Annotated in this window: 30 protein-coding genes; all 30 read left to right on the top strand. The window is 44.5% G+C overall.

Annotation, left to right across the window (positions count from 1 at the left end; translation table 11 throughout):
* The first annotated feature begins 285 nt into the window (after window positions 1-285).
* On the top strand, window positions 286-3831 hold the full coding sequence (gene rpoB / locus C558_RS0128590; RefSeq protein ID WP_018759719.1) for a DNA-directed RNA polymerase subunit beta: 3546 nt from the start codon (window positions 286-288) through the stop codon (window positions 3829-3831).
* Between the two features lie 51 nt (window positions 3832-3882).
* The gene (gene rpoC / locus C558_RS0128585) at window positions 3883-7518 is read left to right on the top strand and encodes a DNA-directed RNA polymerase subunit beta' (protein WP_018759718.1); all 3636 of its coding nucleotides are present in this window, start codon (window positions 3883-3885) and stop codon (window positions 7516-7518) included.
* A gap of 146 nt (window positions 7519-7664) precedes the next feature.
* Window positions 7665-7916: a ribosomal L7Ae/L30e/S12e/Gadd45 family protein gene (locus C558_RS0128580; RefSeq protein ID WP_018759717.1), complete on the top strand. Its 252-nt coding sequence runs from the start codon at window positions 7665-7667 to the stop codon at window positions 7914-7916.
* 129 nt (window positions 7917-8045) lie between these two features.
* A complete protein-coding gene (gene rpsL / locus C558_RS0128575) occupies window positions 8046-8465 on the top strand; it encodes a 30S ribosomal protein S12 (RefSeq protein WP_018759716.1) in 420 nt (139 codons plus the stop codon).
* A 50-nt stretch (window positions 8466-8515) separates the two neighbouring features.
* Complete coding sequence (gene rpsG, locus C558_RS0128570; protein WP_018759715.1) at window positions 8516-8986, top strand: 30S ribosomal protein S7; 471 nt, start codon at window positions 8516-8518, stop codon at window positions 8984-8986.
* A gap of 69 nt (window positions 8987-9055) precedes the next feature.
* Window positions 9056-11125 (top strand): elongation factor G, encoded by a 2070-nt coding sequence (gene fusA, locus C558_RS0128565; protein ID WP_018759714.1) that lies wholly within the window; start codon window positions 9056-9058, stop codon window positions 11123-11125.
* Window positions 11126-11216: 91 nt separating this feature from the next.
* A complete protein-coding gene (tuf, locus tag C558_RS0128560; RefSeq protein ID WP_018759713.1) occupies window positions 11217-12407 on the top strand; it encodes an elongation factor Tu in 1191 nt (396 codons plus the stop codon).
* 280 nt (window positions 12408-12687) lie between these two features.
* The gene (gene rpsJ, locus C558_RS0128555; protein ID WP_017692074.1) at window positions 12688-12996 is read left to right on the top strand and encodes a 30S ribosomal protein S10; all 309 of its coding nucleotides are present in this window, start codon (window positions 12688-12690) and stop codon (window positions 12994-12996) included.
* A 39-nt stretch (window positions 12997-13035) separates the two neighbouring features.
* Window positions 13036-13656 (top strand): 50S ribosomal protein L3, encoded by a 621-nt coding sequence (gene rplC / locus C558_RS0128550; protein WP_018759712.1) that lies wholly within the window; start codon window positions 13036-13038, stop codon window positions 13654-13656.
* A gap of 25 nt (window positions 13657-13681) precedes the next feature.
* On the top strand, window positions 13682-14305 hold the full coding sequence (gene rplD / locus C558_RS0128545) for a 50S ribosomal protein L4 (protein ID WP_018759711.1): 624 nt from the start codon (window positions 13682-13684) through the stop codon (window positions 14303-14305).
* Window positions 14305-14595 (top strand): 50S ribosomal protein L23, encoded by a 291-nt coding sequence (rplW, locus tag C558_RS0128540; RefSeq protein ID WP_018759710.1) that lies wholly within the window; start codon window positions 14305-14307, stop codon window positions 14593-14595. The genes rplD and rplW overlap by 1 nt, the downstream gene beginning before the upstream one ends.
* Window positions 14596-14624: 29 nt before the next feature.
* Window positions 14625-15455: a 50S ribosomal protein L2 gene (gene rplB / locus C558_RS0128535; RefSeq protein WP_018759709.1), complete on the top strand. Its 831-nt coding sequence runs from the start codon at window positions 14625-14627 to the stop codon at window positions 15453-15455.
* Between the two features lie 112 nt (window positions 15456-15567).
* Window positions 15568-15846: a 30S ribosomal protein S19 gene (rpsS, locus tag C558_RS0128530; RefSeq protein WP_018759708.1), complete on the top strand. Its 279-nt coding sequence runs from the start codon at window positions 15568-15570 to the stop codon at window positions 15844-15846.
* A gap of 39 nt (window positions 15847-15885) precedes the next feature.
* Window positions 15886-16218 (top strand): 50S ribosomal protein L22, encoded by a 333-nt coding sequence (rplV, locus tag C558_RS0128525; protein ID WP_018759707.1) that lies wholly within the window; start codon window positions 15886-15888, stop codon window positions 16216-16218.
* A 13-nt stretch (window positions 16219-16231) separates the two neighbouring features.
* On the top strand, window positions 16232-16897 hold the full coding sequence (gene rpsC / locus C558_RS0128520; protein WP_018759706.1) for a 30S ribosomal protein S3: 666 nt from the start codon (window positions 16232-16234) through the stop codon (window positions 16895-16897).
* A 2-nt stretch (window positions 16898-16899) separates the two neighbouring features.
* Window positions 16900-17334, top strand: a complete 435-nt coding sequence (gene rplP / locus C558_RS0128515) for a 50S ribosomal protein L16 (RefSeq protein ID WP_018759705.1) — start codon at window positions 16900-16902, stop codon at window positions 17332-17334.
* Window positions 17324-17524: a 50S ribosomal protein L29 gene (gene rpmC, locus C558_RS0128510; RefSeq protein ID WP_018759704.1), complete on the top strand. Its 201-nt coding sequence runs from the start codon at window positions 17324-17326 to the stop codon at window positions 17522-17524. The genes rplP and rpmC overlap by 11 nt, the downstream gene beginning before the upstream one ends.
* Window positions 17525-17581: 57 nt before the next feature.
* Window positions 17582-17848, top strand: coding sequence for a 30S ribosomal protein S17 (gene rpsQ / locus C558_RS0128505; protein WP_018759703.1), 267 nt, complete (start codon window positions 17582-17584; stop codon window positions 17846-17848).
* Between the two features lie 34 nt (window positions 17849-17882).
* Window positions 17883-18251 carry a 50S ribosomal protein L14 gene (rplN, locus tag C558_RS0128500; protein WP_018759702.1) on the top strand — a complete coding sequence of 123 codons (369 nt, stop codon included), beginning with the start codon at window positions 17883-17885 and terminating at the stop codon, window positions 18249-18251.
* Window positions 18252-18316: 65 nt separating this feature from the next.
* Entirely contained in the window at window positions 18317-18670 is a 354-nt protein-coding gene (gene rplX / locus C558_RS0128495; RefSeq protein ID WP_018759701.1) for a 50S ribosomal protein L24, read from the top strand.
* A gap of 32 nt (window positions 18671-18702) precedes the next feature.
* Window positions 18703-19245, top strand: a complete 543-nt coding sequence (gene rplE, locus C558_RS0128490; RefSeq protein ID WP_018759700.1) for a 50S ribosomal protein L5 — start codon at window positions 18703-18705, stop codon at window positions 19243-19245.
* A 50-nt stretch (window positions 19246-19295) separates the two neighbouring features.
* On the top strand, window positions 19296-19481 hold the full coding sequence (locus C558_RS33505; RefSeq protein ID WP_074961883.1) for a type Z 30S ribosomal protein S14: 186 nt from the start codon (window positions 19296-19298) through the stop codon (window positions 19479-19481).
* A gap of 31 nt (window positions 19482-19512) precedes the next feature.
* A complete protein-coding gene (gene rpsH / locus C558_RS0128485) occupies window positions 19513-19911 on the top strand; it encodes a 30S ribosomal protein S8 (RefSeq protein WP_018759699.1) in 399 nt (132 codons plus the stop codon).
* A gap of 29 nt (window positions 19912-19940) precedes the next feature.
* Entirely contained in the window at window positions 19941-20483 is a 543-nt protein-coding gene (rplF, locus tag C558_RS0128480) for a 50S ribosomal protein L6 (RefSeq protein WP_018759698.1), read from the top strand.
* 75 nt (window positions 20484-20558) lie between these two features.
* Complete coding sequence (gene rplR / locus C558_RS0128475) at window positions 20559-20927, top strand: 50S ribosomal protein L18 (RefSeq protein WP_018759697.1); 369 nt, start codon at window positions 20559-20561, stop codon at window positions 20925-20927.
* Between the two features lie 24 nt (window positions 20928-20951).
* Entirely contained in the window at window positions 20952-21449 is a 498-nt protein-coding gene (rpsE, locus tag C558_RS0128470; protein WP_018759696.1) for a 30S ribosomal protein S5, read from the top strand.
* 13 nt (window positions 21450-21462) lie between these two features.
* Window positions 21463-21648, top strand: coding sequence for a 50S ribosomal protein L30 (gene rpmD / locus C558_RS0128465; RefSeq protein ID WP_018759695.1), 186 nt, complete (start codon window positions 21463-21465; stop codon window positions 21646-21648).
* Window positions 21649-21695: 47 nt separating this feature from the next.
* Complete coding sequence (rplO, locus tag C558_RS0128460; protein WP_018759694.1) at window positions 21696-22136, top strand: 50S ribosomal protein L15; 441 nt, start codon at window positions 21696-21698, stop codon at window positions 22134-22136.
* Entirely contained in the window at window positions 22136-23437 is a 1302-nt protein-coding gene (gene secY / locus C558_RS0128455; protein ID WP_018759693.1) for a preprotein translocase subunit SecY, read from the top strand. Before rplO ends, secY begins: the two co-directional genes overlap by 1 nt.
* Before the next feature lie 86 nt (window positions 23438-23523).
* The gene (locus C558_RS0128450) at window positions 23524-24168 is read left to right on the top strand and encodes an adenylate kinase (protein ID WP_018759692.1); all 645 of its coding nucleotides are present in this window, start codon (window positions 23524-23526) and stop codon (window positions 24166-24168) included.
* The last annotated feature ends 4 nt before the right edge of the window (window positions 24169-24172 follow it).

Here is a 24172-nt window from a genome sequence, read left to right as displayed (position 1 = left end):
GTGCTAAATGCATAGAAATTTGGGATTTGACGTATAATGTTTACATTTTGGGTAAATCTACTGGATATGAAGGAAATGCATCAGAGACGAAAGGAACAATGCGAAATACGCTCTTTTTTCGAAAAGTACATTCGATAAGGGCTTTTCTTTATTTGTCCTTTTGAATCTTTTTCATGGGCTTTTGTAACTGCTAGCATGAAAATGCTGTATGGCAGGATTATAAAGGATAATGGGATGGATTCGCAATGAAATTTTTAGTGAGTAGACATGAGGGGTGAGTTAAAGTTGGCAGGACAACTTGTTCAGTATGGTCGACGCACTCGGAGGAGTTATGCACGCATTAACGAGGTGCTCGAGATTCCGAACCTGATTGAAATCCAACAAAAATCATACCAATGGTTTTTGGATGAAGGATTGCGTGAAATGTTCCAAGATATTTCGCCAATTCAGGATTTTACAGGTAACTTGGTTTTGGAATTTATCGATTACAATCTGGGTGAACCGAAATATTCCGTAGACGATTCGAAGGAGCGCGATGTAACTTATGCAGCTCCATTACGTGTCAAAGTACGGCTGATTAACAAAGAAACCGGTGAAGTGAAGGAACAAGAAGTTTTCATGGGCGATTTTCCGCTAATGACGGAGACCGGTACGTTTATTATTAACGGTGCAGAACGGGTAATTGTCAGCCAGTTGGTTCGCTCTCCTAGCGTCTATTTTAGCACTAAAGTGGATAAGAACGCGAAGAAAACATATACGGCGACAGTCATTCCTAACCGTGGCGCTTGGCTCGAACTTGAGACGGATGCGAAAGACATCATCTATGTTCGTATTGACCGCACACGGAAGATTCCAGTAACTGTTTTACTCAGAGCTTTAGGCTTTGGTACAGATGCTGAGATTCTGGATTTGCTCGGTAATGATGAATATATTCGTAACACACTCGACAAAGATAACACCGACTCCACAGAGAAGGCGTTAATTGAGATCTACGAAAGATTGCGTCCAGGTGAGCCGCCTACGCTTGATAATGCGAAGAGCTTACTGGTTGCGCGTTTCTTCGATCCGAAGCGCTATGATCTGGCGAATGTTGGTCGTTACAAAATTAATAAGAAGCTTCATATTAAGAATCGTCTATTCAACCAACGTTTGGCGGAGACATTAATTAATCCGACAACAGGTGAGATTCTTGCAGAATCGGGTCAAATGATTGACCGTCGTTTGCTGGATGAATTGATTCCTCACTTAGAAGAAAACGTGAATTACAAGACATACCATGTCGCTAATGGTGTGCTTGATGCAGATAGTATTCCTCTGCAAAGCGTGAATGTATTCTCGCCAGATGATGAGTCCCGAGTGATTAAGGTCATCTCGAACGCAATCATTGATAAGTCGGTGAAGAACATTACGCCTGCTGACATCGTTGCATCCATCAACTATTTCATTAACTTGTTGCATGGTATTGGCGACACGGATGATATCGACCACTTGGGTAACCGTCGTCTACGTTCTGTTGGTGAATTGCTTCAGAACCAGTTCCGTATTGGTCTTTCCCGTATGGAGCGTGTTGTTCGTGAGAGAATGTCTATCCAGGATGCGAATGTGATCACGCCGCAGGCGCTTATCAATATTCGTCCCGTTATTGCATCGATTAAAGAGTTCTTCGGTAGCTCTCAGTTGTCCCAGTTTATGGACCAAACGAATCCACTTGCAGAATTGACGCACAAACGTCGTCTATCTGCACTCGGACCGGGTGGTTTGACACGGGAACGCGCTGGTTTCGAAGTTCGTGACGTACATCCATCGCATTATGGTCGTATGTGTCCGATCGAGACGCCAGAGGGACCAAACATTGGTTTGATCAACTCCTTGTCGACATTTGCTCGCATTAACGAATATGGCTTCATTGAAGCGCCATATCGTTGGGTAGATCCGAAGACAGGTAAAGTAACAGAACAGATCTCTTACTTAACAGCAGATGAAGAGTACAATTACGTAGTTGCACAAGCGAATGCGAAATTGAACGAAGATAATACATTTGCTGAAGAGAGTGTAATCGTTCGTTATAACAAACAGTCTGATAACATCTTGACGATGCCGATTGAGCGCGTTGACTATATGGACGTATCGCCTAAACAGGTTGTGTCCGTAGCGACGGCGCTTATCCCGTTCCTTGAGAATGATGACTCCAACCGTGCGCTTATGGGATCGAACATGCAGCGGCAGGCCGTTCCATTGCTTATTCCAAAAGCTCCGCTTATTGGTACAGGCATGGAGCATAAGTCTGCGAAGGATTCGGGGGTATGTATCGTATCCAAACACGATGGAATCGTAGAACGCGTATCTGCGAACGAGATTCAAGTACGACGTGTTGAAGTGATCGATGGCAAAGAAGTTAAAGGTGACTTGATTAAGCATAAATTGCACAAATTCATGCGTTCTAACCAAGGGACTTGCATTAACCAACGTCCATTGGCTCGCAAAGGCGATGTCGTCAAGAAAGGCGATATCCTTGCAGACGGTCCTTCGACAGAGCAGGGTGAATTGGCACTTGGACGTAACGTGGTCGTTGCCTTCATGACTTGGGAAGGTTACAACTACGAAGATGCGATTCTCTTGAATGAGAAACTCGTTAAGGAAGATGTGTACACATCGATCCATATCGAGGAATACGAATCCGAAGCTCGTGATACGAAGCTTGGACCGGAAGAAATCACACGCGATATCCCGAACGTTGGGGAAGAAGCGCTTAAGAACTTGGATGAGCGTGGTATTATCCGTGTCGGTGCTGAGATTGGTGCAGGCGATATTCTTGTCGGTAAAGTAACACCTAAAGGGGTTACGGAGCTTACTGCAGAAGAACGTTTGTTACATGCAATCTTTGGTGAGAAAGCTCGTGAAGTTCGTGATACATCCCTTCGCGTACCGCATGGTACCGATGGTATCGTTGTTGACGTTAAAGTATTTACGCGTGAGAATGGCGATGAATTGCCACCAGGCGTGAACCAACTCGTACGTGCATACATCGCTCAGAAACGTAAGATCTCTGAAGGGGATAAAATGGCGGGACGTCACGGTAACAAAGGGGTTATCGCGCGTATTCTTCCAGAAGAGGATATGCCGTTCTTGCCAGATGGTACACCAGTAGAGGTTGTACTTAACCCACTAGGGGTTCCATCGCGTATGAACATCGGTCAGGTGCTTGAGGTTCACTTGGGTATGGCAGCGAAAGCGCTTGGTATCCATTGTGCAACGCCAGTATTTGACGGTGCGAATGAGAATGACGTATTCGATTCCATGGAAGAAGCCGGTATGCAACGTAACGGTAAGACGATCTTGTACGACGGTCGTACAGGGGATTGCTTCGAACGTGAAGTTACAGTCGGTGTCATGTATATGATCAAATTGGCGCACATGGTTGACGATAAAATCCATGCTCGTTCTACTGGACCATACTCACTTGTTACGCAGCAACCGCTCGGTGGTAAAGCACAGTTCGGTGGACAGCGTTTCGGGGAGATGGAGGTTTGGGCGCTTGAGGCTTATGGTGCTGCTTACACATTGCAAGAGATACTTACCGTTAAGTCTGACGATATCGTCGGCCGTGTGAAGACGTATGAATCCATTGTAAAAGGTGAGAATGTTCCAGAACCAGGTGTTCCTGAATCGTTCAAAGTATTGATCAAAGAGCTTCAAAGCTTAGGTATGGATGTGAAGATCCTATCTGAGAATGAAGAAGAGATCGAAATGAAAGAAATCGATGATGAAGACGATGTGACGAGCGATAAGCTAAACTTGAACCTTGAAGGTTCAGAGGCTGGCGTTGAGTAATTCATGGTATACAGCTAGGCCAAATAGTACAGGGTTAAGGAGGGTTGCTCCTTGTTGGACGTAAACAATTTTGAGTTTATGAAGATTGGATTAGCATCACCAGAAAAAATTCGGTCCTGGTCCCGCGGAGAAGTAAAAAAGCCGGAAACGATTAACTATCGTACCTTGAAGCCGGAAAAAGAAGGGCTGTTTTGTGAGAAAATTTTCGGCCCGACGAAAGACTGGGAGTGTCATTGCGGTAAATATAAACGGGTTCGCTATAAAGGCGTCGTTTGTGACCGTTGTGGTGTTGAAGTAACACGCGCGAAAGTGCGTCGTGAGCGTATGGGGCATATTGAGCTTGCTGCCCCTGTCTCCCACATCTGGTATTTCAAAGGGATTCCTAGCCGCATGGGCTTAGCGTTAGATATGTCCCCTCGTTCGCTCGAGGAAATTATCTATTTCGCATCTTATGTTGTAACGGATCCAGGAGATACACCGCTTGAGAAGAAGCAACTTCTCTCTGAGAAAGAGTACCGCAGCTATCGTGAGAAATACGGCTACGGATTCCAAGCGGGCATGGGTGCTGAAGCCGTTAAAAAATTGCTTCAAGACATCGATGTGAACAAAGAATTAGAATTCCTGAAGGAAGAGCTTCGTACAGCGCAAGGCCAACGTCGTAATCGTGCGATCAAACGTCTTGAAGTGATCGAGGCATTCCGTAACTCTGGGAACTTCCCGGATTGGATGATTCTTGATGTATTGCCGGTTATTCCACCGGAACTTCGCCCGATGGTACAGCTTGATGGCGGACGTTTTGCGACATCCGACTTGAATGATTTGTATCGCCGTGTAATTAACCGGAATAACCGTTTGAAACGCCTTCTGGACCTTGGCGCACCTGACATAATCGTTCAGAACGAGAAGCGGATGCTGCAAGAAGCTGTTGATGCCTTGATCGATAACGGTCGTCGCGGCCGTCCAGTAACAGGTCCTGGTAACCGTCCATTGAAATCCCTTAGCCATATGCTAAAAGGTAAACAAGGACGTTTCCGTCAGAACTTGCTCGGTAAACGGGTTGACTATTCCGGTCGTTCCGTTATCGTCGTAGGTCCTAGCTTGAAAATGTATCAATGTGGTCTTCCAAAAGAAATGGCACTTGAATTGTTCAAGCCATTTGTGATGAAAGAGCTCGTGAATAAAGGTCTTGCGCATAATATCAAGAGTGCGAAGCGTAAAGTGGAACGTGTAAGTGCGGAAGTATGGGATGTCCTCGAAGAGGTAATCAAAGAGCATCCAGTTCTTCTGAACCGTGCCCCGACGCTTCACAGACTAGGTATTCAGGCATTCGAGCCAACGCTCGTAGAAGGTCGCGCAATTAAACTTCATCCGCTCGTATGTACGGCATACAACGCCGACTTCGACGGTGACCAAATGGCGGTTCACGTTCCATTGTCCGCAGAAGCGCAAGCGGAAGCACGCATCTTGATGCTGGCATCCGGTAATATCTTGAACCCGAAAGATGGTAAGCCAGTTGTTACGCCGTCTCAGGATATGGTTCTCGGTAGTTTCTACTTGACGATGGATAATAAAGAAGCGAAGGGATCAGGTCTGATCTTTGCGAATGTGAACGAAGCGGTATCCGCATATCAACGTGGAACAGCTTCCCTTCATGCACGTGTAGCGATCCCGGTTAAAGCTTTGAGTAAAACATCCTTTACAGATAAGCAACAAGAGGCGTTGATCGTAACGACTGTCGGACGGATTATCTTTAACGAGATTTTCCCAGCTGACTTCCCTTACATCAATGAACCAACGAAGACAAATCTGTTCTATGGCACACCAGATCACTACTTCATTTATGAAAAAGGTGCAAATGTACTTAATATCCTTAATGAAGTACCACAGACGGGTGCAGTAGGTAAAGACTACTTGGGTCAAATCATCGCAAGATGCTTTGAAACTTACCATACAACGAAGACATCCGTTATTCTGGATGCGATCAAGCAACTTGGCTTTACGTACTCGACGAAGGCTGGTATCAGTATCGCCGTTTCCGACGTTATCGTACCGCCAGAAAAAGTAGAATTGCTGAAAGAATCTGACGAGAAAGTACGTGTTGTTACGAACCAGTATCGTCGTGGTCTGATCACAACAGAAGAACGTTATGACCGTGTTATTGAAATCTGGAGTAAAACAAAAGATCAACTGACAGATATCCTCATGAAATCGATGGATCGCTATAACTCCATCATGCTCATGGTTGATTCCAAAGCACGGGGTAACAAATCCCAGATAACGCAGCTCGGCGGTATGCGTGGTCTCATGGCCAACCCATCCGGTCGAATCATCGAGTTGCCAATTAAATCGAACTTCCGTGAAGGCCTAACGGTCTTGGAATACTTTATTTCAACGCATGGTGCGCGTAAAGGTTTGGCCGATACAGCACTTCGTACAGCCGATTCGGGTTACTTAACTCGTCGTCTCGTTGACGTAGCCCAAGATGTTATCATCCGTGAAGAAGATTGTGGAACGGATAAAGGCTTTACAGTTAGCCGTATTCAAGACGGTAAAGAAGTCATCGAGGATCTGTATGACCGTATTGAAGGACGTTACTCCTTCGAGACTGTTAAACATCCAGAGACAGGTGAAGTCATTGTATACCGTAATGATCTAATCGATTCGGATAAAGCCGAATTATTGCTCAGTTCGGGTGCATTGATGAAACCAGATGGCATGGAAAGACTTCAAATTCGTTCCGTTCTTAGCTGCCGTGCACGTCATGGTATTTGTAAGAAATGTTACGGACGTAACTTGGCGACTGGTAAACACGTTGAGATCGGGGAAGCGGTTGGTATCATCGCTGCCCAATCCATTGGGGAGCCGGGAACACAGCTTACGATGCGTACATTCCATACCGGGGGCGTAGCAGGAGACGATATCACTCAAGGTTTGCCGCGTATCCAAGAGCTTTTCGAAGCGCGGAATCCGAAAGGTCAAGCCATTATTACCGAAATCGATGGTGTCGTCAAAGAAATTCGCGAGACCAAAGATCGTCGTGAAATCGAAGTTCAAGGTGAAGCAGAGACGAAAGTCTACTCCGTCACTTATGGTTCTCGTATTCGCGTCTATGAAGGTAAGGCCATTGAAGCTGGGGATGAGCTCACAGACGGTTCCATCGATCCGAAGGAAATGCTTCGTATCAAAGGTATTCGTGGGGTTCAGAACTATATTCTCCAAGAAGTACAACGCGTATATCGTAACCAAGGGGTAGAAATTAACGATAAGCACGTTGAGGTTATGATCAAGCAAATGCTTCGTAAAATCCGTATTATTGATGCGGGTGAGACGACGCTCTTGCCAGGTTCCTTCGTAGATATTCATGAATATGAAGCTGCGAATAAGGAAGCAATCCTTTCGGATAAAGAGCCTGCAGTAGCGAAACCAGTATTGCTAGGTATTACCAAAGCATCGCTTGAGACAGATTCCTTCTTGTCCGCAGCATCATTCCAAGAAACAACACGTGTTCTTACGGATGCAGCGATCAAAGGTAAAGTCGATAAGTTGCTTGGCTTGAAAGAGAATGTAATTATCGGTAAACTGATCCCTGCAGGTACAGGTATGAACCGTTACCGCAGCGTGAAGTTTGTTGAGCCGGAAGCGGAAGAGACAACAGAAGCTTCGTTAGAAACCGTAACTGTTGAATAATTAAACAGGATGCAAGGAATGCATGATTTGGAAGTCTGCGAACATCGCATTTCTTGCATCTTTTTTCTTGACAATAGTATTTCTAGGTGATAATATATCGTAGTGTGCCTGAGAGATTGTCACCTGTTCTTTTGGAGGATGAGTTTATGTCTAATGAAAAAGGACTACAGGAAGAGAATATCCGTGTTGGCACGAAACAAACAATTCGAATGGTAGAATTGGGTCAAGCGGTAGAAGTTTATATTGCACAAGATGCCGATTCGATAATTACATCCAGAGTTGTTACGCTTTGTGAGGACAAGGGTGTGAAGATTACCTACGTGGACACGATGAAGAATCTCGGCAAGGCTTGCGGGATCGATGTTGGTGCAGCGATGGTTGCCATTGTTAATGATTAGCTAAACCGATGTTTTTGTGATGCGAAAGTATTGCAAAGACTTTTCATTTGTCTTTAAATGAACCACCTGGGTCTGTGGACTTATGTTGAAGGTTTATGAAGGTTAAAAATATGGGAAGGGGGTGGCAACATGCCAACAATTAACCAGCTAGTTCGTAAAGGACGTCAAGCGAAAATCACTAAGTCGAAATCCCCAGCACTTCAAAAAGGGTTTAACGCACTTAAGCGTGAAGAGACTGATTTGAGCGCTCCACAAAAACGTGGTGTTTGTACTCGTGTAGGTACAATGACTCCGAAAAAACCGAACTCCGCGCTTCGTAAATATGCCCGTGTTCGTTTGACGAACCGTGTAGAGGTTACAGCTTATATCGGAGGTATCGGACACAACTTGCAAGAGCACAGTGTCGTATTAGTACGTGGTGGTCGGGTAAAAGACTTACCAGGGGTACGTTACCATATCGTTCGCGGTGCATTAGATACTGCAGGTGTGAATAACCGTATGCAAGCTCGTTCGAAATACGGTACGAAACGTCCGAAAGCTAAAAAATAATTTACGTTAAGTAAATTGCTAAATTGATTATTTGGGAAAGGGGGATTACAATGCCACGCAAAGGTCCAGTTACAAAAAGAGACGTGTTGCCAGATCCGGTGTATAACAGCAAGCTAGTTACTCGCTTGATCAACCGCATCATGCTTGATGGTAAAAGAGGTGTTGCCCAAACAATTCTTTATGATGCGTTCAAGTTGATTCAAGAACGTTCAGGTAAAGATCCTATGGAAGTGTTTGAAGCAGCAATCAAAAATATCATGCCAGTTCTTGAGGTTAAAGCTCGTCGTGTTGGTGGTGCGAACTATCAAGTGCCGATCGAAGTTAAACCTGAGAGACGTACAGCTTTAGGCTTACGTTGGCTCGTGAACTACTCCCGCAATCGCGGTGAGAAAACAATGGAAGAGCGTCTAGCAGCTGAAATTCTAGATGCATCCAACAACACAGGTGCTTCCGTTAAGAAACGTGAAGACACTCACAAAATGGCGGAAGCTAACAAAGCATTCGCTCACTACCGTTGGTAGAATCATAATAGCGTGGGTACTTTCGTGCCCGCGCCACTATAAATTGAGATTTTGAAGGGAGACCGTTCCATGGCAAGAGAGTTCTCCTTAGCTAATACCCGCAATATCGGGATCATGGCGCATATTGATGCTGGTAAGACTACTACGACTGAGCGCATTTTGTTCTATACAGGCCGTACGCACAAAATCGGTGAAGTTCACGAAGGTGCTGCGACAATGGACTGGATGGAGCAAGAGCAAGAGCGCGGAATTACGATTACTTCCGCTGCTACTACTGCTGCTTGGAAGGGTAACCGCGTTAATATCATTGATACTCCGGGTCACGTTGACTTCACAGTTGAAGTAGAACGTTCCCTTCGCGTATTAGATGGGGCAGTTGGTGTTTTCAGTGCTAAAGAAGGCGTTGAGCCTCAGTCCGAGACAGTTTGGAGACAAGCTGACCGTTATGGTGTTCCACGTATTGCTTATGTCAATAAAATGGACATCATCGGTGCGGACTACTTAAATGTTATCCAAACCATGAAAGATCGTCTTCAAGCGAATGCGGTTGCTATCCAGCTTCCAATTGGCGCAGAAAATGACTTCATTGGTATCATCGATATCGTTGAGAACGTAGCTCATATGTTCAAAGACGATCTTGGTAAAGATATCGATATCGTTGAAGTTCCTGCTGAGTTCAAAGACAAGGTAGAAGAACTACGTAACGAATTGATCGAGAAAGTTGCTGAGCTTGACGAAGAATTAACCATGAAATACCTTGAAGGTGAAGAAATCACAGTTCCTGAGCTAAAAGCAGCGCTTCGCAAAGGTGTATGTGATGTTAAAATCTTCCCGGTAATCGCTGGTTCTTCGTACAAAAATAAAGGTGTTCAATTGATGTTGGATGCTGTTATTGACTACTTGCCAGCTCCGATCGACGTTCCTTCGATCAACGGTCATCTTGAAGATGGTACAGAAGAAGTTCGTCATTCTTCGGATGAAGAGCCGTTCTCTGCTCTTGCATTCAAAATCATGACGGATCCTTACGTTGGTAAATTGACATTCTTCCGCGTATACTCTGGTGTTCTTAACTCCGGTTCGTACGTATTGAATGCAACAAAAGGCAAACGTGAGCGTATCGGCCGTATCCTTCAAATGCATGCGAATAGCCGTCAAGAAATTGATGTTGTTTATTCGGGTGATATCGCTGCTGCGGTAGGTTTGAAAGATACTGGTACTGGTGATACACTTTGTGATGAGAAAGCACCGATCATCTTGGAGTCCATGAACTTCCCTGATCCGGTAATTCAAATCGCTGTAGAACCAAAAACAAAAGCTGACCAAGACAAAATGGGTGTTGCACTTGGTAAATTGACGGAGGAAGATCCGACATTACGTGCACATACAGATGAAGAAACTGGTCAAACAATCTTAGCAGGTATGGGTGAGCTTCACCTTGATATCATCGTTGACCGTATGCGTCGCGAGTTCAAAGTAGAGACAAACGTAGGTAAACCTCAGGTTGCTTACCGTGAAACATTCAAAACTGCAGCTAAGGTTGAAGGTAAGTTTGTACGTCAGTCTGGTGGTCGCGGTCAATACGGTCACGTATGGGTCGAGTTCGAACCGCAAGAAGCTGGTGCAGGCTCCAAGTTCGAAAGTAAAGTTGTTGGTGGATCGGTTCCTCGTGAATACATCGCACCAGCACTTGCAGGTATCGAAGAAGCGATGAAAAACGGCGTACTCGCTGGATTCCCGCTTGTTGATGTTAAAGCTACTGTCTTTGACGGATCTTATCATGACGTTGACTCCAATGAGATGGCGTTTAAGATTGCAGGTTCCATGGCGCTTAAAGCGGCGAAAGAAAAATGTAACCCTGTACTTCTTGAGCCAATCATGAAAGTTGAAGTTACAGTTCCTGAAGAGTACATGGGCGACGTTATGGGTATGTTGAACTCCCGTCGTGGTCGTATCGAAGGTATGGATTCCCGTGGTGGAGCTCAAATTATCCGTGCTAAGGTACCTCTTGCTGAGATGTTCGGTTACTCCACAACTCTTCGTTCCGGTACACAAGGACGCGGCGTGTTCGCAATGGAACTTTCTCACTATGAAGAAGTACCACGCAGCATCGCTGAAGAGATCGTATCGAAAAAAGGCTAATATTTGTTTACTAACCGCGTAGGTAGAAGATTCGTCTGATACCTATGAGGTAAAATATAATTTCCTATATATTAAGGAGGCATCGTTTCAAATGGCAAAAGCTAAGTTTGAACGTAATAAACCGCATGTTAACATCGGTACAATCGGTCACGTTGACCATGGTAAAACAACTCTTACAGCTGCAATCACAACTGTATTGTCCAAAAGATATGGCGGTGCTGCAGTAGCATTCGACCAAATCGACAAAGCTCCAGAAGAGCGCGAGCGCGGTATCACAATCTCGACAGCACACGTTGAGTATGAAACGCCTAACCGTCACTATGCACACGTTGACTGCCCAGGTCACGCCGACTATGTTAAAAACATGATCACTGGTGCAGCACAAATGGACGGAGCGATCCTAGTAGTATCCGCTTCCGACGGTCCTATGCCACAAACTCGTGAGCACATCTTGTTGTCCCGCCAAGTAGGCGTTCCATACATCGTTGTGTTCATGAACAAATGTGACATGGTTGAAGACGAAGAGTTGCTTGAGCTAGTTGAAATGGAAATTCGTGACCTTCTTAGCGAATACGAATTCCCAGGCGACGACACTCCAATCATCCGTGGTTCTGCGCGTGAAGCGTTGCAAAACCCAGATGGCGAATGGGCTGACAAAATCATCGAATTGTTCGAACAAGTCGATACTTACATCCCACAACCAGAACGTGAAACTGACAAACCATTCTTGATGCCTGTTGAGGACGTGTTCTCAATCACAGGTCGTGGTACTGTTGCTACAGGTCGTGTAGAGCGTGGTACTGTTAAAGTACAAGACGAAGTTGAAATCGTTGGTATCACTGAAGAAACTCGCAAATGCATCGTTACAGGCGTAGAAATGTTCCGTAAGTTGCTCGATTCCGCTCAAGCGGGTGACAACATTGGTGCCCTTCTACGTGGTGTAGACCGCAAAGATATCGAGCGTGGTCAAGTATTGGCTAAAACAGGTTCTGTTAAACCACATACTAACTTTTCCGCTCAAATCTACGTTTTGACTAAAGAAGAGGGTGGCCGTCATAAGCCATTCTTCACTGGATACCGTCCACAGTTCTACTTCCGTACAACTGACGTAACAGGTATCATCAACTTGCCAGAAGGTACTGAAATGGTTATGCCTGGTGATAACATCACTGTAACTGTTGATTTGATCGCTCCAATCGCGATTGAAGAAGGTACTCGCTTTGCGATCCGTGAAGGCGGACGTACAGTTGGTGCAGGTGCGGTTGCTACAATCAACAAATAATTCGTCTAACGAATTTGAGAAGCCCACGTCTTCGGATGTGGGCTTTTGTTTTTCTTCAAATTAAACCATATATATAGAAGAAATCGGATGTAAATTTGCATTCGATATTTTTACTTGCATTCGCCTACGATTTTATGTATAATTACTAATGTTGTTCTGAGACGTTGCGATGATGTGAGAGGTTGCTGACACACCCGGCCCCTTTGCCATGGGGAGTGTGTTAGAGAATTTTCGCGGAGTATGTCCGATACCAAATTGGGCGATAGAAGGAGGGACTAAAATGGCAAAGCAAAAAATTCGTATTCGTTTGAAAGCTTATGATCACAGAATTCTTGATCAATCCGCAGAGAAAATCGTTGAAACGGCAAAACGTTCTGGTGCAGGTGTATCCGGACCGATTCCGCTTCCGACTGAGAAACAAATCATTACTATTCTCCGTGCGGTACACAAGTATAAGGATTCTCGGGAGCAATTCGAGCAACGCACACACAAGCGTTTGATCGACATTGTTAACCCAACTCCACAAACTGTGGATGCTCTTATGCGCTTGGATTTACCGTCCGGTGTAGATATCGAAATCAAATTGTAATACAAGCTTTGTAATTAAGAAAGGGAATGAGGTGTCAACATGAAAGGTATCTTAGGTAAAAAATTAGGAATGACTCAAGTATTTACTCCTGAAGGTAACGTATTGCCTGTTACTGTAATTGAAGTAGGTCCTTGTGTGGTTCTTCAGAAGAAAGATCTTGAGAATGATGGATACGAAGCGATTCAGCTTGGTTTCGTCGACAAGAAGAAGAATGCTAACAAACCGGAAACTGCACACGCTAAAAAAGCCAATACGGCTCCTAAGCGCTACGTTCGTGAATTCCGCGGTGTTGATTTCGCAGCATATGAAGTTGGCCAGGAATTGAAAGCTGATCTGTTTGCAGCAGGCGAGTTTGTTGACGTTACTGGTATTTCCAAAGGTAAAGGTTTCACGGGTACGATCAAACGTTGGGGACAAAGTCGTGGTCCTATGACTCACGGTTCTCGTTACCACCGCGGCCCAGGTTCCATGGGTTCGATTCAAGCGAACCGCGTACCAAAAGGTAAACACCTTCCAGGTCACATGGGTGCTGAGACTGTTACAATTCAAAAATTAGAAGTTGTTCGTGTGGATGCAGAACGTAACGTAATTCTCGTTAAAGGTTCCATTCCAGGTGCGAAAAACAGCTTCGTGAAAATAAAATCCACGGTGAAGAAGTAATCGCTAAAGGAAGGAGGAACTAGAAATGCCAAAAGTATCTTTGTATAACGTGAGCGGAGCTCAAGTTGGAGAAATTGAATTAGCGGACACGGTGTTCGGTATTCAACCACACGTACATGCGTTGCATGAAGCAGTATTGCTTCAACAAGCTGCAGTTCGTCAAGGAACTCACAAAGTTAAAGGTCGTTCTGAGGTTCGCGGCGGTGGTCGTAAACCATGGAAACAAAAAGGAACTGGACGTGCTCGTCAAGGTTCGATTCGTGCGCCACAATGGAAAGGCGGCGGTATCGTATTTGGACCAACACCGCGCAGCTACTCCTTTAAATTGCCTAAGAAGGTTCGTCGTCTAGCGATCAAATCGGCTTTGTCTTCCAAAGTATTGGAAAACCAAATCATCGTATTGGATCAACTAGCACTAAACGCACCGAAAACAAAAGATATCGTAGCGATTTTGAACAACTTGAAAGTTGAACGCAAAGTTTTAGTTGTTACACCTAGCTATGATGATAATGTTGCTCTATCTGCTCGTAACATCCCTGGTGTTAAATTCGTAGCAGCTGACGGCATTAACGTTTTGGACGTAATGGTTTATGATCAATTGATCATTACGAAAGAAGCAGTTCAGAAAGTAGAGGAGGTGTTCGCGTAATGAAGGATCCTCGCGATATTATCAAGCGCCCCGTAATCACGGAACGTACGAGCGAATATATGGCTGAAATGAAATATGCATTTGAAGTTGATATGCGTTCGAACAAAACCGAGGTTAAACAAGCGATTGAAGCAATTTTCGGCGTAAAAGTGAAAAAAGTTAACGTAATGCGTGTTCCTGCGAAACCAAAACGTTATGGCCGTCACTCTGGTTATACATCGGAGTGGAAGAAAGCTATCGTATCGTTAAGCGCGGACAGCAAAGCGATTGAAATTTTCGAACAAGCATAAGACATTTCTAAAGTAAGGAGGGAAACTACGTGCCAATTAAAAAGTATAAACCAACATCCCCGGCTCGTCGTGCAATGTCCGTATCGACATTCGAAGAGATTACAACAAATGTACCGGAGAAATCGTTGTTAGCGCCACTTAGCAAAACTGCTGGCCGCAACAATCAAGGTAAAATTACGGTTCGTCACCACGGTGGTGGACACAAACGTAAATATCGTATTCTTGACTTCAAACGTACTAAAGATGGAATACCAGGTCGCGTTGCTACAATCGAGTATGACCCGAACCGTACTTCCAACATTGCGTTGATCAATTATGCAGATGGTGAGAAGCGTTACATCATCGCTCCTAAAGGTTTGAAAGTTGGAGACGAAGTAATGTCTGGCCCAACAGCTGACATTAAAATCGGTAATGCACTTCCACTTGAGAACATTCCAGTAGGTACAGTTATCCACAACATCGAGCTTCAACCTGGTAAAGGTGGACAATTAGTGCGTGCAGCTGGTACAGAAGCACAACTACTTGGTAAAGAAGAGCGTTATGTATCTGTTCGTTTGTCTTCCGGCGAAGTTCGCAAATTGCTTAAAGTTTGCCGCGCGACAATCGGATCTGTAGGTAACGGAGATCACGAGCTCGTGAAAATCGGTAAAGCTGGTCGTAATCGTTGGTTAGGTAAACGTCCTGAAGTTCGTGGGGTAGTAATGAACCCGAACGATCACCCACACGGTGGTGGTGAAGGCCGCGCTCCAATCGGACGTAAATCTCCGATGTCTCCATGGGGTAAACCAACTCTTGGTTACAAAACGCGTAAGAAAAACAAAGCTTCTGATAAATATATCATTCGTCGTCGCACGAAATAATATATGCTTGCCTAACAATATAAGAATATATAGTTACAACGATACATTCTTATATTCATAACGTTCCGCTTGAATAGCGGAACGAATGGATTGGTGAAGGGAGGATTTACACATGGGTCGCAGTCTTAAAAAAGGACCATTTATCGATGGTTATATGTTGAAGAAGGTTGAAGAAGTGGATGCGTCTGGTAAGAAAACCGTGATCAAAACTTGGTCCCGTCGTTCTACGATTTTTCCACAATTCATCGGACACACTTTCGGAGTATATGATGGTCGCAAACATGTGCCAGTATACGTAACGGAAGATATGGTTGGACACAAGCTCGGCGAATTTGCTCCAACTCGTACGTACAAAGGTCACGATGACGACAAGAAAACTGGCAAACGCTAATAGAATGCGTGGCCTAAATGTTTGAGAGGAGGTTACTCAATGCAAGCGAAAGCACATGCAAGAAATATCCGTATTTCTGCCCGTAAAGTTCAACTCGTTATCGATTTGATCCGTGGTAAGGAAGCAGGCGAAGCAATCGCAATTCTTCGTCACACGCCTAAGGCTGCTTCTCCAGTAGTAGAGAAGTTGCTTAACTCGGCAATTGCAAACGCAGAACACAACTATTCGATGGACGTTAATAAATTAGTTGTTACTGAAGTGTTCGCGAACCAAGGTCCTACGATGAAACGTTTCCGCCCTCGTGCAATGGGACGTGCAAGCCGGATCAATAAGAGAACAAGCCACATTACTTTGGTGGTATCTGAGAAATAAGGAGGGATAAGGCGTGGGTCAAAAGGTAAATCCAGTCGGATTACGTGTAGGTATTATTCGTGATTGGGAATCCAAATGGTATGCAGACAAAGATTTCGGAGATCTTCTGCTCGAGGACGTAAGAATCCGCGAATACCTCAAAAATAAATTGAAAGACTCTTCCGTTTCTCGCATTGAGATCGAAAGAGCGGCTAACCGTGTGAATGTAACAATCCACACAGCGAAACCAGGTATGGTTATCGGTAAAGGTGGCTCCGAAGTTGAAGTACTTCGCACAGAGATTGCTAAAATCTCCAAAGGCAAAAAAGTACACATCAACATCAACGAAATCAAACATGCAGATCTTGATGCAATCTTGGTTGCAGAAAGCATTGCACAACAATTGGAGCGTCGCGTTTCTTTCCGTCGTGCATTGAAACAAGCGATCCAAAGAACTATGCGTTCCGGCGCAAAAGGAATCAAAACAGCAGTTAGCGGTCGTCTTGGCGGCGCTGAGATTGCTCGTTCAGAAGGCTACAGTGAAGGAACTGTTCCACTTCATACGCTTCGTGCAGATATCGACTATGGTACAGCTGAAGCACATACAACCTACGGCCGTATCGGCGTAAAAGTATGGATCTATCGTGGTGAAGTTCTTCCTGCAGCTAAGAAAAAGGCTGTTGAGGAAGGAGGAAACTAATCATGTTGGTACCTAAACGTGTCAAGCATCGTAAGCAACAACGCGGTAACATGAGAGGTCGCGCTAAAGGCGGCACTGAGCTTAACTTCGGACAATACGGTTTGGTAGCTATGGAACCTACATGGATTACTAACCGCCAAATCGAAGCAGCTCGTATCGCGATGACTCGTTACATTAAACGTGGCGGTCAAGTTTGGATCAAAATTTTCCCAGATAAACCGATTACTCAAAAGCCTCTAGAGGTGCGGATGGGTTCCGGTAAAGGTAACGTAGAAAAATGGGTGGCAGTAGTTAAACCTGGTAAGATCATGTTTGAACTTGCTGGTGTTTCCGAAGAGATTGCTCGTGAAGCAATGCGTCTTGCGGCTCACAAACTGCCATGCAAAACTAAGTTTGTGAAACGAGAAGAATTGGGTGGTGAAGCAAATGAAAGCTAATGAACTTCGCAACTTAACCACTGCTGAGATCGAACAAAAAATTGCCGGATTTAAAGAAGAACTCTTTAATCTCCGTTTTCAATTAGCGACTGGTCAGCTTGATAACCCGACTCGGATCCGTGATGTGCGTAAAGAAATAGCTCGTGCTAAAACCGTATTACGTGAAAGAGAACTTGGGATCATTAGTTAATTGAAACATATGTCATAGGTAACATCAGACATATTGGATTCAGGAAGGAGGCAGAATATGAGCGAAGAACGTAATGCTCGTAAAGTGCAAATCGGTAAAGTGGTAAGTGACAAGATGGATAAATCAATCGTTGTTGCTGTTGAAACATACAAAATGCATGATTTGTATCACAAGCGTATTAAATATACGAAGAAATTTAAAGCGCATGATGAGAATAATGAAGCAAAAATTGGCGATTCCGTTAAAATCATGGAAACTCGTCCAATCTCCAAAGATAAACGCTGGAGACTCGTTGAAATTATCGAGAAAGCAGTAATCATCTAAGGACGGCTCATTTTCCCGAAAGGAGGAAATTTGAATGATTCAACCATTTACACGTTTAGCTGTCGCTGATAACTCTGGTGCAAAAGAATTAATGTGTATCCGTGTATTAGGTGGCACAGGACGTCGTGTTGGCCACATTGGTGACGTAATTGTATGTTCTGTCAAACAAGCAACACCAGGCGGCGTTGTCAAAAAGGGTGATGTTGTAAAAGCTGTTATAGTACGTACGAAGCGTTCTGTACGTCGTAAAGACGGATCTTACATCGCATTTGACGAGAATGCTGCGGTTGTTGTTAAGGACGATAAAGGACCACGCGGAACTCGTATTTTCGGACCTGTTGCTCGCGAACTTCGCGACAAAGACTTCATGAAAATCGTTTCCTTGGCTCCTGAAGTAATCTAATTCCCTATGATTAGGGACATGAACAGATCGACTTGCTTGTTGCAAGAAACAGGAGGTGTAACGAAATGCCGAGATTGAAGAAGGTTCTCGAATCTCATAACAATAAATTGCACGTGAAAAAAGACGATACGGTTATTGTTATTTCGGGTAAAGATAAAGGCAAAAAAGGTCGCGTTATCGCAGCATATCCTCGCGAAAACCGCGTTCTTGTGGAAGGTGTAAACATGATCAAGAAGCATGCGAAGCCATCTCAAGCGAATCCACAAGGCGGAATTATCGAGCAAGAAGCTCCAGTTCACGTATCGAACGTCATGCACGTGGATCCTAAGAGCGGCGGCGTAACACGTATCGGATACAAAGTATTGGATAACGGTAAAAAAGTTCGCGTAGCGAAAAAATCCGGAGAAGTTATCGACTAATCCACTTTTGAAAGAAAGGAGGTCCATGTAACATGGCAGCAAGAATGAAAGAGCGTTTCTTAAATGAAATTACGCCAGCGTTAATGCAGAAGTTTAACTACTCGACGGTAATGCAAGTACCGAAAATCGAGAAAGTTGTAATCAACATGGGTGTGGGCGACGCGGTTGCTAACTCCAAAGTGCTTGATGCAGCAGTAGCGGACATGCAGTTAATCGCAGGTCAAAAACCGGTTATTACTCGTGCGAAGAAATCCATCGCTGGATTCAAACTTCGTGAGAATATGCCAATCGGTGTTAAAGTAACACTTCGTGGCGAGCGTATGTACTACTTCTTAGACAAATTGTTCAACATTACGCTTCCTCGTGTACGTGACTTCCGCGGTGTATCGAACAAAGCATTTGATGGTCGCGGTAACTACACACTTGGTTTGAAAGAGCAATTAATTTTCCCAGAGGTTGAATACGATAAAGTTGATAAAGTACGCGGTATGGATATCGTTATCGTAACAACAGCTAAAACTGACGAAGAGTCCCGCGAGTTGTTAACTCAACTTGGCATGCCTTTCGTAAAATAATCCTTACGAGGATAACTTGGTACACAAGTTTGCAGGAGGTGCAAAAATAAGTGGCAAAAACTTCGATGAAAGTTAAACAACAACGCACACCGAAATATAAAGTACGTGCTTACACACGTTGCGAGCGTTGTGGTCGCCCACATTCCGTATTACAGAAATTTAAAATTTGCCGGATTTGTTTCCGCGAATTAGCGTATAAAGGCCAGATCCCTGGCGTTAAAAAAGCAAGTTGGTAATCACCCTACAACGGGAAGGAGGTTTACACTTATGGTTATGTCAGATCCGATTGCAGATATGCTAACACGCATTCGCAACGCGAACGTAGTGCGTCATGAGACGGTTGAAATGCCTGCTTCTACTATTAAGAAGCAAATCGCAGAAATCCTTAAGCGTGAAGGTTTCATCCGCGACGCAGAATATATCGAAGATAACAAACAAGGGATTATCCGTATTTTCTTGAAATACGGCTCTAACAATGAACGTGTCATCTCCGGTTTGAAGAGAATCAGTAAGCCAGGTCTACGCGTATACACGAAGAGCAATGAAGTTCCTCGCGTATTGGGTGGATTGGGTATTGCGATTATCTCCACATCCAAAGGAGTTATGACAGATAAAGAAGCTCGTCAAACGAAATCCGGCGGAGAAGTAGTCTGCTACGTTTGGTAATACAACCGTAAAGATAGGAGGTGCAACATATGTCTCGTATTGGTCGCAAACCAATTACAGTACCAAGTGGCGTAACAGTCACTTTAGATAACAGCAACATTACAGTTAAAGGACCTAAAGGAACATTAACTCGTGAAGTCCACAAAGATATGACAGTATCTGTTGAGGAGAACGTGATCACGATTGTTCGTCCTTCTGATAATAAACTTCATCGTTCATTACACGGTACAACTCGTTCGGTCATTTCTAACATGGTTAGTGGTGTAACTGAAGGTTTCTCTAAAAACCTTGAGCTTGTCGGCGTAGGTTACCGTGCGAATAAATCCGGTGATAAAGTCGTTCTTAACGTTGGTTACTCTCACCCAGTTGAGATTACACCAGAAGCAGGCATCGAGTTCGAAGTTCCTTCCAACACGAAAATTATCGTTAAAGGGATCGACAAAGAGCGCGTAGGTGCTTATGCTGCGAAAATCCGTTCCGTTCGTGAACCTGAGCCGTATAAAGGTAAAGGTATTAAGTACGAAGGCGAACGTATTATCCGTAAAGAAGGTAAAGCTGGTAAGAAAAAATAAGATCATTGTTGATCTTTTGCTTGTAGCTTAAAGGCCCTTGGGGCCATATGGCAGACAGAAGGGAGTGAACAAGGCATGATTACCAAAGGAGATAAAAACAAAGCTCGTTTGAAAAGACACCTTCGTGTTCGTAAGAAAATTGAAGGAACAACAACTCGCCCGCGTTTGAGCGTTTTCCGTTCATCGAAACATGTGTACGCACAATTGATCGATGATGTAACTGGAAAAACTGTAGCTGCTGCTTCCACAATGGATAAAGAATTACAAGGTCAAATTGGAAACGGTGGTAACGTCGAAGCTGCTCGTAAAGTTGGCGAATTAGTCGCTAAACGTGCGAAAGAAGCTGGCTACGTACAAGTTGTTTTCGATCGTGGCGGGTATTTGTATCATGGACGGGTTCAAGCATTGGCTGACGCAGCTCGCGAAGCAGGTCTTGAATTCTAATCAATTTATAAGGAGGTAAACGACTTGCGTGTAGATCCGAACACTTTAGAACTAACTGAAAAAGTTGTAAATATTAATCGCGTAGCGAAAGTTGTAAAAGGCGGACGCCGTTTCAGCTTTAGTGCGCTAGTAGTTGTCGGCGACGGCAAAGGTTGGGTTGGCGCTGGTATCGGTAAAGCTTCTGAAGTACCTGATGCGATCCGCAAAGGTATCGAAGATGCTAAGAAAAACCTGATCCACGTACCATTCGTAGGAACAACAATTCCTCACCTTGTTAACGGCAAATTCGGAGCAGGCCATGTTCTTTTGAAGCCAGCTTCTGAAGGTACTGGAGTTATCGCAGGCGGACCGGTTCGTGCGGTTCTTGAGCTTGCTGGTGTAGGCGATATTTTAACAAAATCTTTAGGTTCTTCGAACTCCATGAATATGGTGAATGCAACACTTGAAGGCTTGTCTCGCTTGAAACGTGCCGAAGATGTTGCTAAATTGCGCGGTAAAACCGTAGAAGAACTGTTAGGTTAAGGAGGGATTCACGTTGGCTAAATTACAAGTTACCCTCGTTCGCAGTTTGATTGGTCGTCCGGAAACACAACGTAAAACGGTCAACAGCCTTGGATTGCGTAAAATCAACCAAACTGTTGTTCATAACGATAGCCCGGCGATTCGTGGAATGGTTAACCAAGTTAACCATTTGGTTTCTGTTCAAGAAGTTGAAGCTTAAGCTTAAATACATGAATGTTTAGAACTATAAAGGAGGTGCAACGAACGATGAAGTTACATGAACTTGTTTCTTCTCCAGGTGCCCGCAAAGAACGCAAGCGCGTAGGTCGCGGTACTTCGAGCGGCACGGGTAAAACATCGGGTCGCGGTCACAAAGGTCAAAACGCTCGTTCTGGCGGTGGCGTGCGCCCAGGTTTCGAAGGTGGACAAAATCCACTATATCGTCGCTTGCCGAAACGCGGTTTCAATAACCCTACTCGTAAAGAGTTTGCTATTGTAAACATCGAGGAACTTAACAACTTTGCAGAAGGTACTGAAGTGACTCCAGAGGTACTTATGGAGCGCGGTATTGTAAACAATCCTAAAGCCGGAATCAAGGTTCTAGGAAACGGTGAGGTTACTGTAAAACTTACTGTTAAAGCAAATAAGTTCTCTCAATCTGCGGTAGAGAAAATCGAGGCTGCCGGCGGTAAAACCGAGGTGATCTAATGTTTAAAACGCTGTCCAATATATGGCGAGTTGAAGACCTTAGAAAAAGAATCTTGTTTACACTAATGATTTTGATCGTTTACCGTATCGGTGCTTTTATTCCAGTACCGGGTGTCGACAAATCGGTTTTCACAATGGCTGGCCAACAGGGCAGTGACTTGTTCGGCTTGCTGAACACATTCTCTGGTGGTGCATTGTTCCATTTTTCTATCTTTGCTCTCGGGATTATGCCATATATCACAGCATCCATCATCGTACAGCTTCTGTCGATGGATGTCATTCCGAAGTTCGCAGAATGGGCTAAAGAAGGCGAGCTCGGTAAACGTAAACTCGCCCAAATTACTCGTTATGGTACCGTAATACTTGGTCTTATCCAAGCATACGGTACAGCAATCGGGTTTAACCGATTGTATAACTTCACAATGGTTCCAAATGCAAGTATAACGACGTATCTCGTTATTGCAATTGTATTAACAGCAGGTGTATCCTTCCTCATGTGGCTCGGTGAGCAAATTACAGAGAAGGGCATCGGCAACGGGATTTCAATTCTGATTTTCGCGGGTATCGTATCCAGATTCCCAGAAATGATGCGTGAGATCTACACAGCAGAATTTGCGGATGCTACAGCAAATACGTTCTTTAGTGTTGCGAAAGTGATTCTTATTTTGCTTGTGGTCCTCGCGGTAATCGTGGGTGTAATCTTTATCCAGCAGGGTGTACGTAAAATTCCAGTACAATATGCGAAGCGTGTTGTAGGGAACAAAATGTACGGTGGACAAAATACACACATTCCACTCAAAGTGAACGGCGCAGGGGTTATTCCGGTAATCTTCGCATCCTCACTCTTGATGTTCCCGATTACAATTGCACAGTTCTGGGCTGATAAGCCTTGGGCAACTTGGGTTATCCAGAACTTCTCGCATGACAAACCGCTCGGCATGGTTCTTTATGTCCTGATGATCGTTGGATTTACATTCTTCTACACATTCGTGCAGATCAATCCCGTTCAGATGGCAGACCAGATGAAAAAGAACGGTGGATACATTCCTGGTATCCGTCCAGGTAAACCAACTTCTTCGTACTTGACGAAAGTCATGTCGAGAATTACGTTATCTGGTGCGATCTTCTTAGCGGCAGTTTCGATTCTCCCTGTATTTTTCGGTGCACTTGCCGGATTGCCTAAATCCGTGCAAATCGGGGGAACATCCCTACTGATCGTTATTGGGGTTGCTTTGGATACGATGAAGCAAATCGAAAGCCAATTAATGAAACGCCACTACAAAGGTTTCATTAACAAATAGTCAATAGGTTCCTGTGCGAGACCGTTCGCGGCATTCGCTCTGGCACCTATTGTGCTGTTTCTTCGTTAAGAGGAGGATGAAGTTCAATGAACATTCTTTTCATGGGGCCTCCTGGGGCAGGAAAAGGAACGCAGGCAGAACGTGTTGTCAATGAATTCGGTGTTCCCCACATTTCGACGGGCGATGCATTTCGTCTAGCGATGAAGCAAGGTACTCCTATTGGTATTAAAGCCAAAGAATATATTGATCAAGGTTTGCTTGTACCCGATGATGTGACGATTGGGATCGTTCGTGAAAGACTCGCGCAGCCAGATTGTGAGAAAGGATTCCTACTTGATGGATTCCCTAGAACACTATCTCAAGCCGAAGCTTTGGATGATATCCTTACGTCGATGAGTCGTAAACTCGATCATGTCATTGACCTAAAGGTGGATCGCGATTTACTACTTGCGCGCTTAACAGGGCGTCGGATTTGTAAATCATGCGGCGCTACCTACCATGTCATTTTCAATCCACCACAACAATCCGGCGTATGTGATAAATGCTCCGGCGAATTGTACCAACGTTCGGACGACTCGGAAGAAAAAGTGGGTACGCGTCTTGATGAGTATATCAACAAAACGGCGCCATTATTAGCTTACTATGACGCTAAGGGGCTGCTTCGCCAAGTGGACGGGGAGAAAGAAATCGATACAGTTACTTCGGAGATTGTATCTTTACTGAGAGGTTAGACGT

It is taken from the genome of Paenibacillus terrigena DSM 21567 (assembly GCF_000374845.1).
GTDB classification, from domain to species: Bacteria; Bacillota; Bacilli; order Paenibacillales; family Paenibacillaceae; genus Paenibacillus_K; species Paenibacillus_K terrigena.
The sequence above is the reverse complement of the archived record's forward strand: the minus strand, read 5'-3'. Positions and strand labels throughout refer to the sequence as shown.

Bases quoted from the DNA above. Each gene is read 5' to 3' on its own strand.
- rpsQ (WP_018759703.1), top strand. From the start codon at position 17,582: ATGAGCGAAGAACGTAATGCTCGTAAAGTGCAAATCGGTAAAGTGGTA.
- rpsG (WP_018759715.1), top strand. From the start codon at position 8,516: ATGCCACGCAAAGGTCCAGTTACAAAAAGAGACGTGTTGCCAGATCCG.
- rplF (WP_018759698.1), top strand. From the start codon at position 19,941: ATGTCTCGTATTGGTCGCAAACCAATTACAGTACCAAGTGGCGTAACA.
- C558_RS0128580 (WP_018759717.1), top strand. From the start codon at position 7,665: ATGTCTAATGAAAAAGGACTACAGGAAGAGAATATCCGTGTTGGCACG.
- rplE (WP_018759700.1), top strand. From the start codon at position 18,703: ATGGCAGCAAGAATGAAAGAGCGTTTCTTAAATGAAATTACGCCAGCG.
- rplC (WP_018759712.1), top strand. From the start codon at position 13,036: ATGAAAGGTATCTTAGGTAAAAAATTAGGAATGACTCAAGTATTTACT.
- fusA (WP_018759714.1), top strand. From the start codon at position 9,056: ATGGCAAGAGAGTTCTCCTTAGCTAATACCCGCAATATCGGGATCATG.
- rplW (WP_018759710.1), top strand. From the start codon at position 14,305: ATGAAGGATCCTCGCGATATTATCAAGCGCCCCGTAATCACGGAACGT.
- rplP (WP_018759705.1), top strand. From the start codon at position 16,900: ATGTTGGTACCTAAACGTGTCAAGCATCGTAAGCAACAACGCGGTAAC.
- rpsJ (WP_017692074.1), top strand. From the start codon at position 12,688: ATGGCAAAGCAAAAAATTCGTATTCGTTTGAAAGCTTATGATCACAGA.
- rplO (WP_018759694.1), top strand. From the start codon at position 21,696: ATGAAGTTACATGAACTTGTTTCTTCTCCAGGTGCCCGCAAAGAACGC.
- rpsL (WP_018759716.1), top strand. From the start codon at position 8,046: ATGCCAACAATTAACCAGCTAGTTCGTAAAGGACGTCAAGCGAAAATC.
- rplR (WP_018759697.1), top strand. From the start codon at position 20,559: ATGATTACCAAAGGAGATAAAAACAAAGCTCGTTTGAAAAGACACCTT.
- secY (WP_018759693.1), top strand. From the start codon at position 22,136: ATGTTTAAAACGCTGTCCAATATATGGCGAGTTGAAGACCTTAGAAAA.
- rplN (WP_018759702.1), top strand. From the start codon at position 17,883: ATGATTCAACCATTTACACGTTTAGCTGTCGCTGATAACTCTGGTGCA.
- rplD (WP_018759711.1), top strand. From the start codon at position 13,682: ATGCCAAAAGTATCTTTGTATAACGTGAGCGGAGCTCAAGTTGGAGAA.
- C558_RS0128450 (WP_018759692.1), top strand. From the start codon at position 23,524: ATGAACATTCTTTTCATGGGGCCTCCTGGGGCAGGAAAAGGAACGCAG.
- tuf (WP_018759713.1), top strand. From the start codon at position 11,217: ATGGCAAAAGCTAAGTTTGAACGTAATAAACCGCATGTTAACATCGGT.
- rpmC (WP_018759704.1), top strand. From the start codon at position 17,324: ATGAAAGCTAATGAACTTCGCAACTTAACCACTGCTGAGATCGAACAA.
- rplV (WP_018759707.1), top strand. From the start codon at position 15,886: ATGCAAGCGAAAGCACATGCAAGAAATATCCGTATTTCTGCCCGTAAA.
- rpsH (WP_018759699.1), top strand. From the start codon at position 19,513: ATGGTTATGTCAGATCCGATTGCAGATATGCTAACACGCATTCGCAAC.
- rplX (WP_018759701.1), top strand. From the start codon at position 18,317: ATGCCGAGATTGAAGAAGGTTCTCGAATCTCATAACAATAAATTGCAC.
- rpsS (WP_018759708.1), top strand. From the start codon at position 15,568: ATGGGTCGCAGTCTTAAAAAAGGACCATTTATCGATGGTTATATGTTG.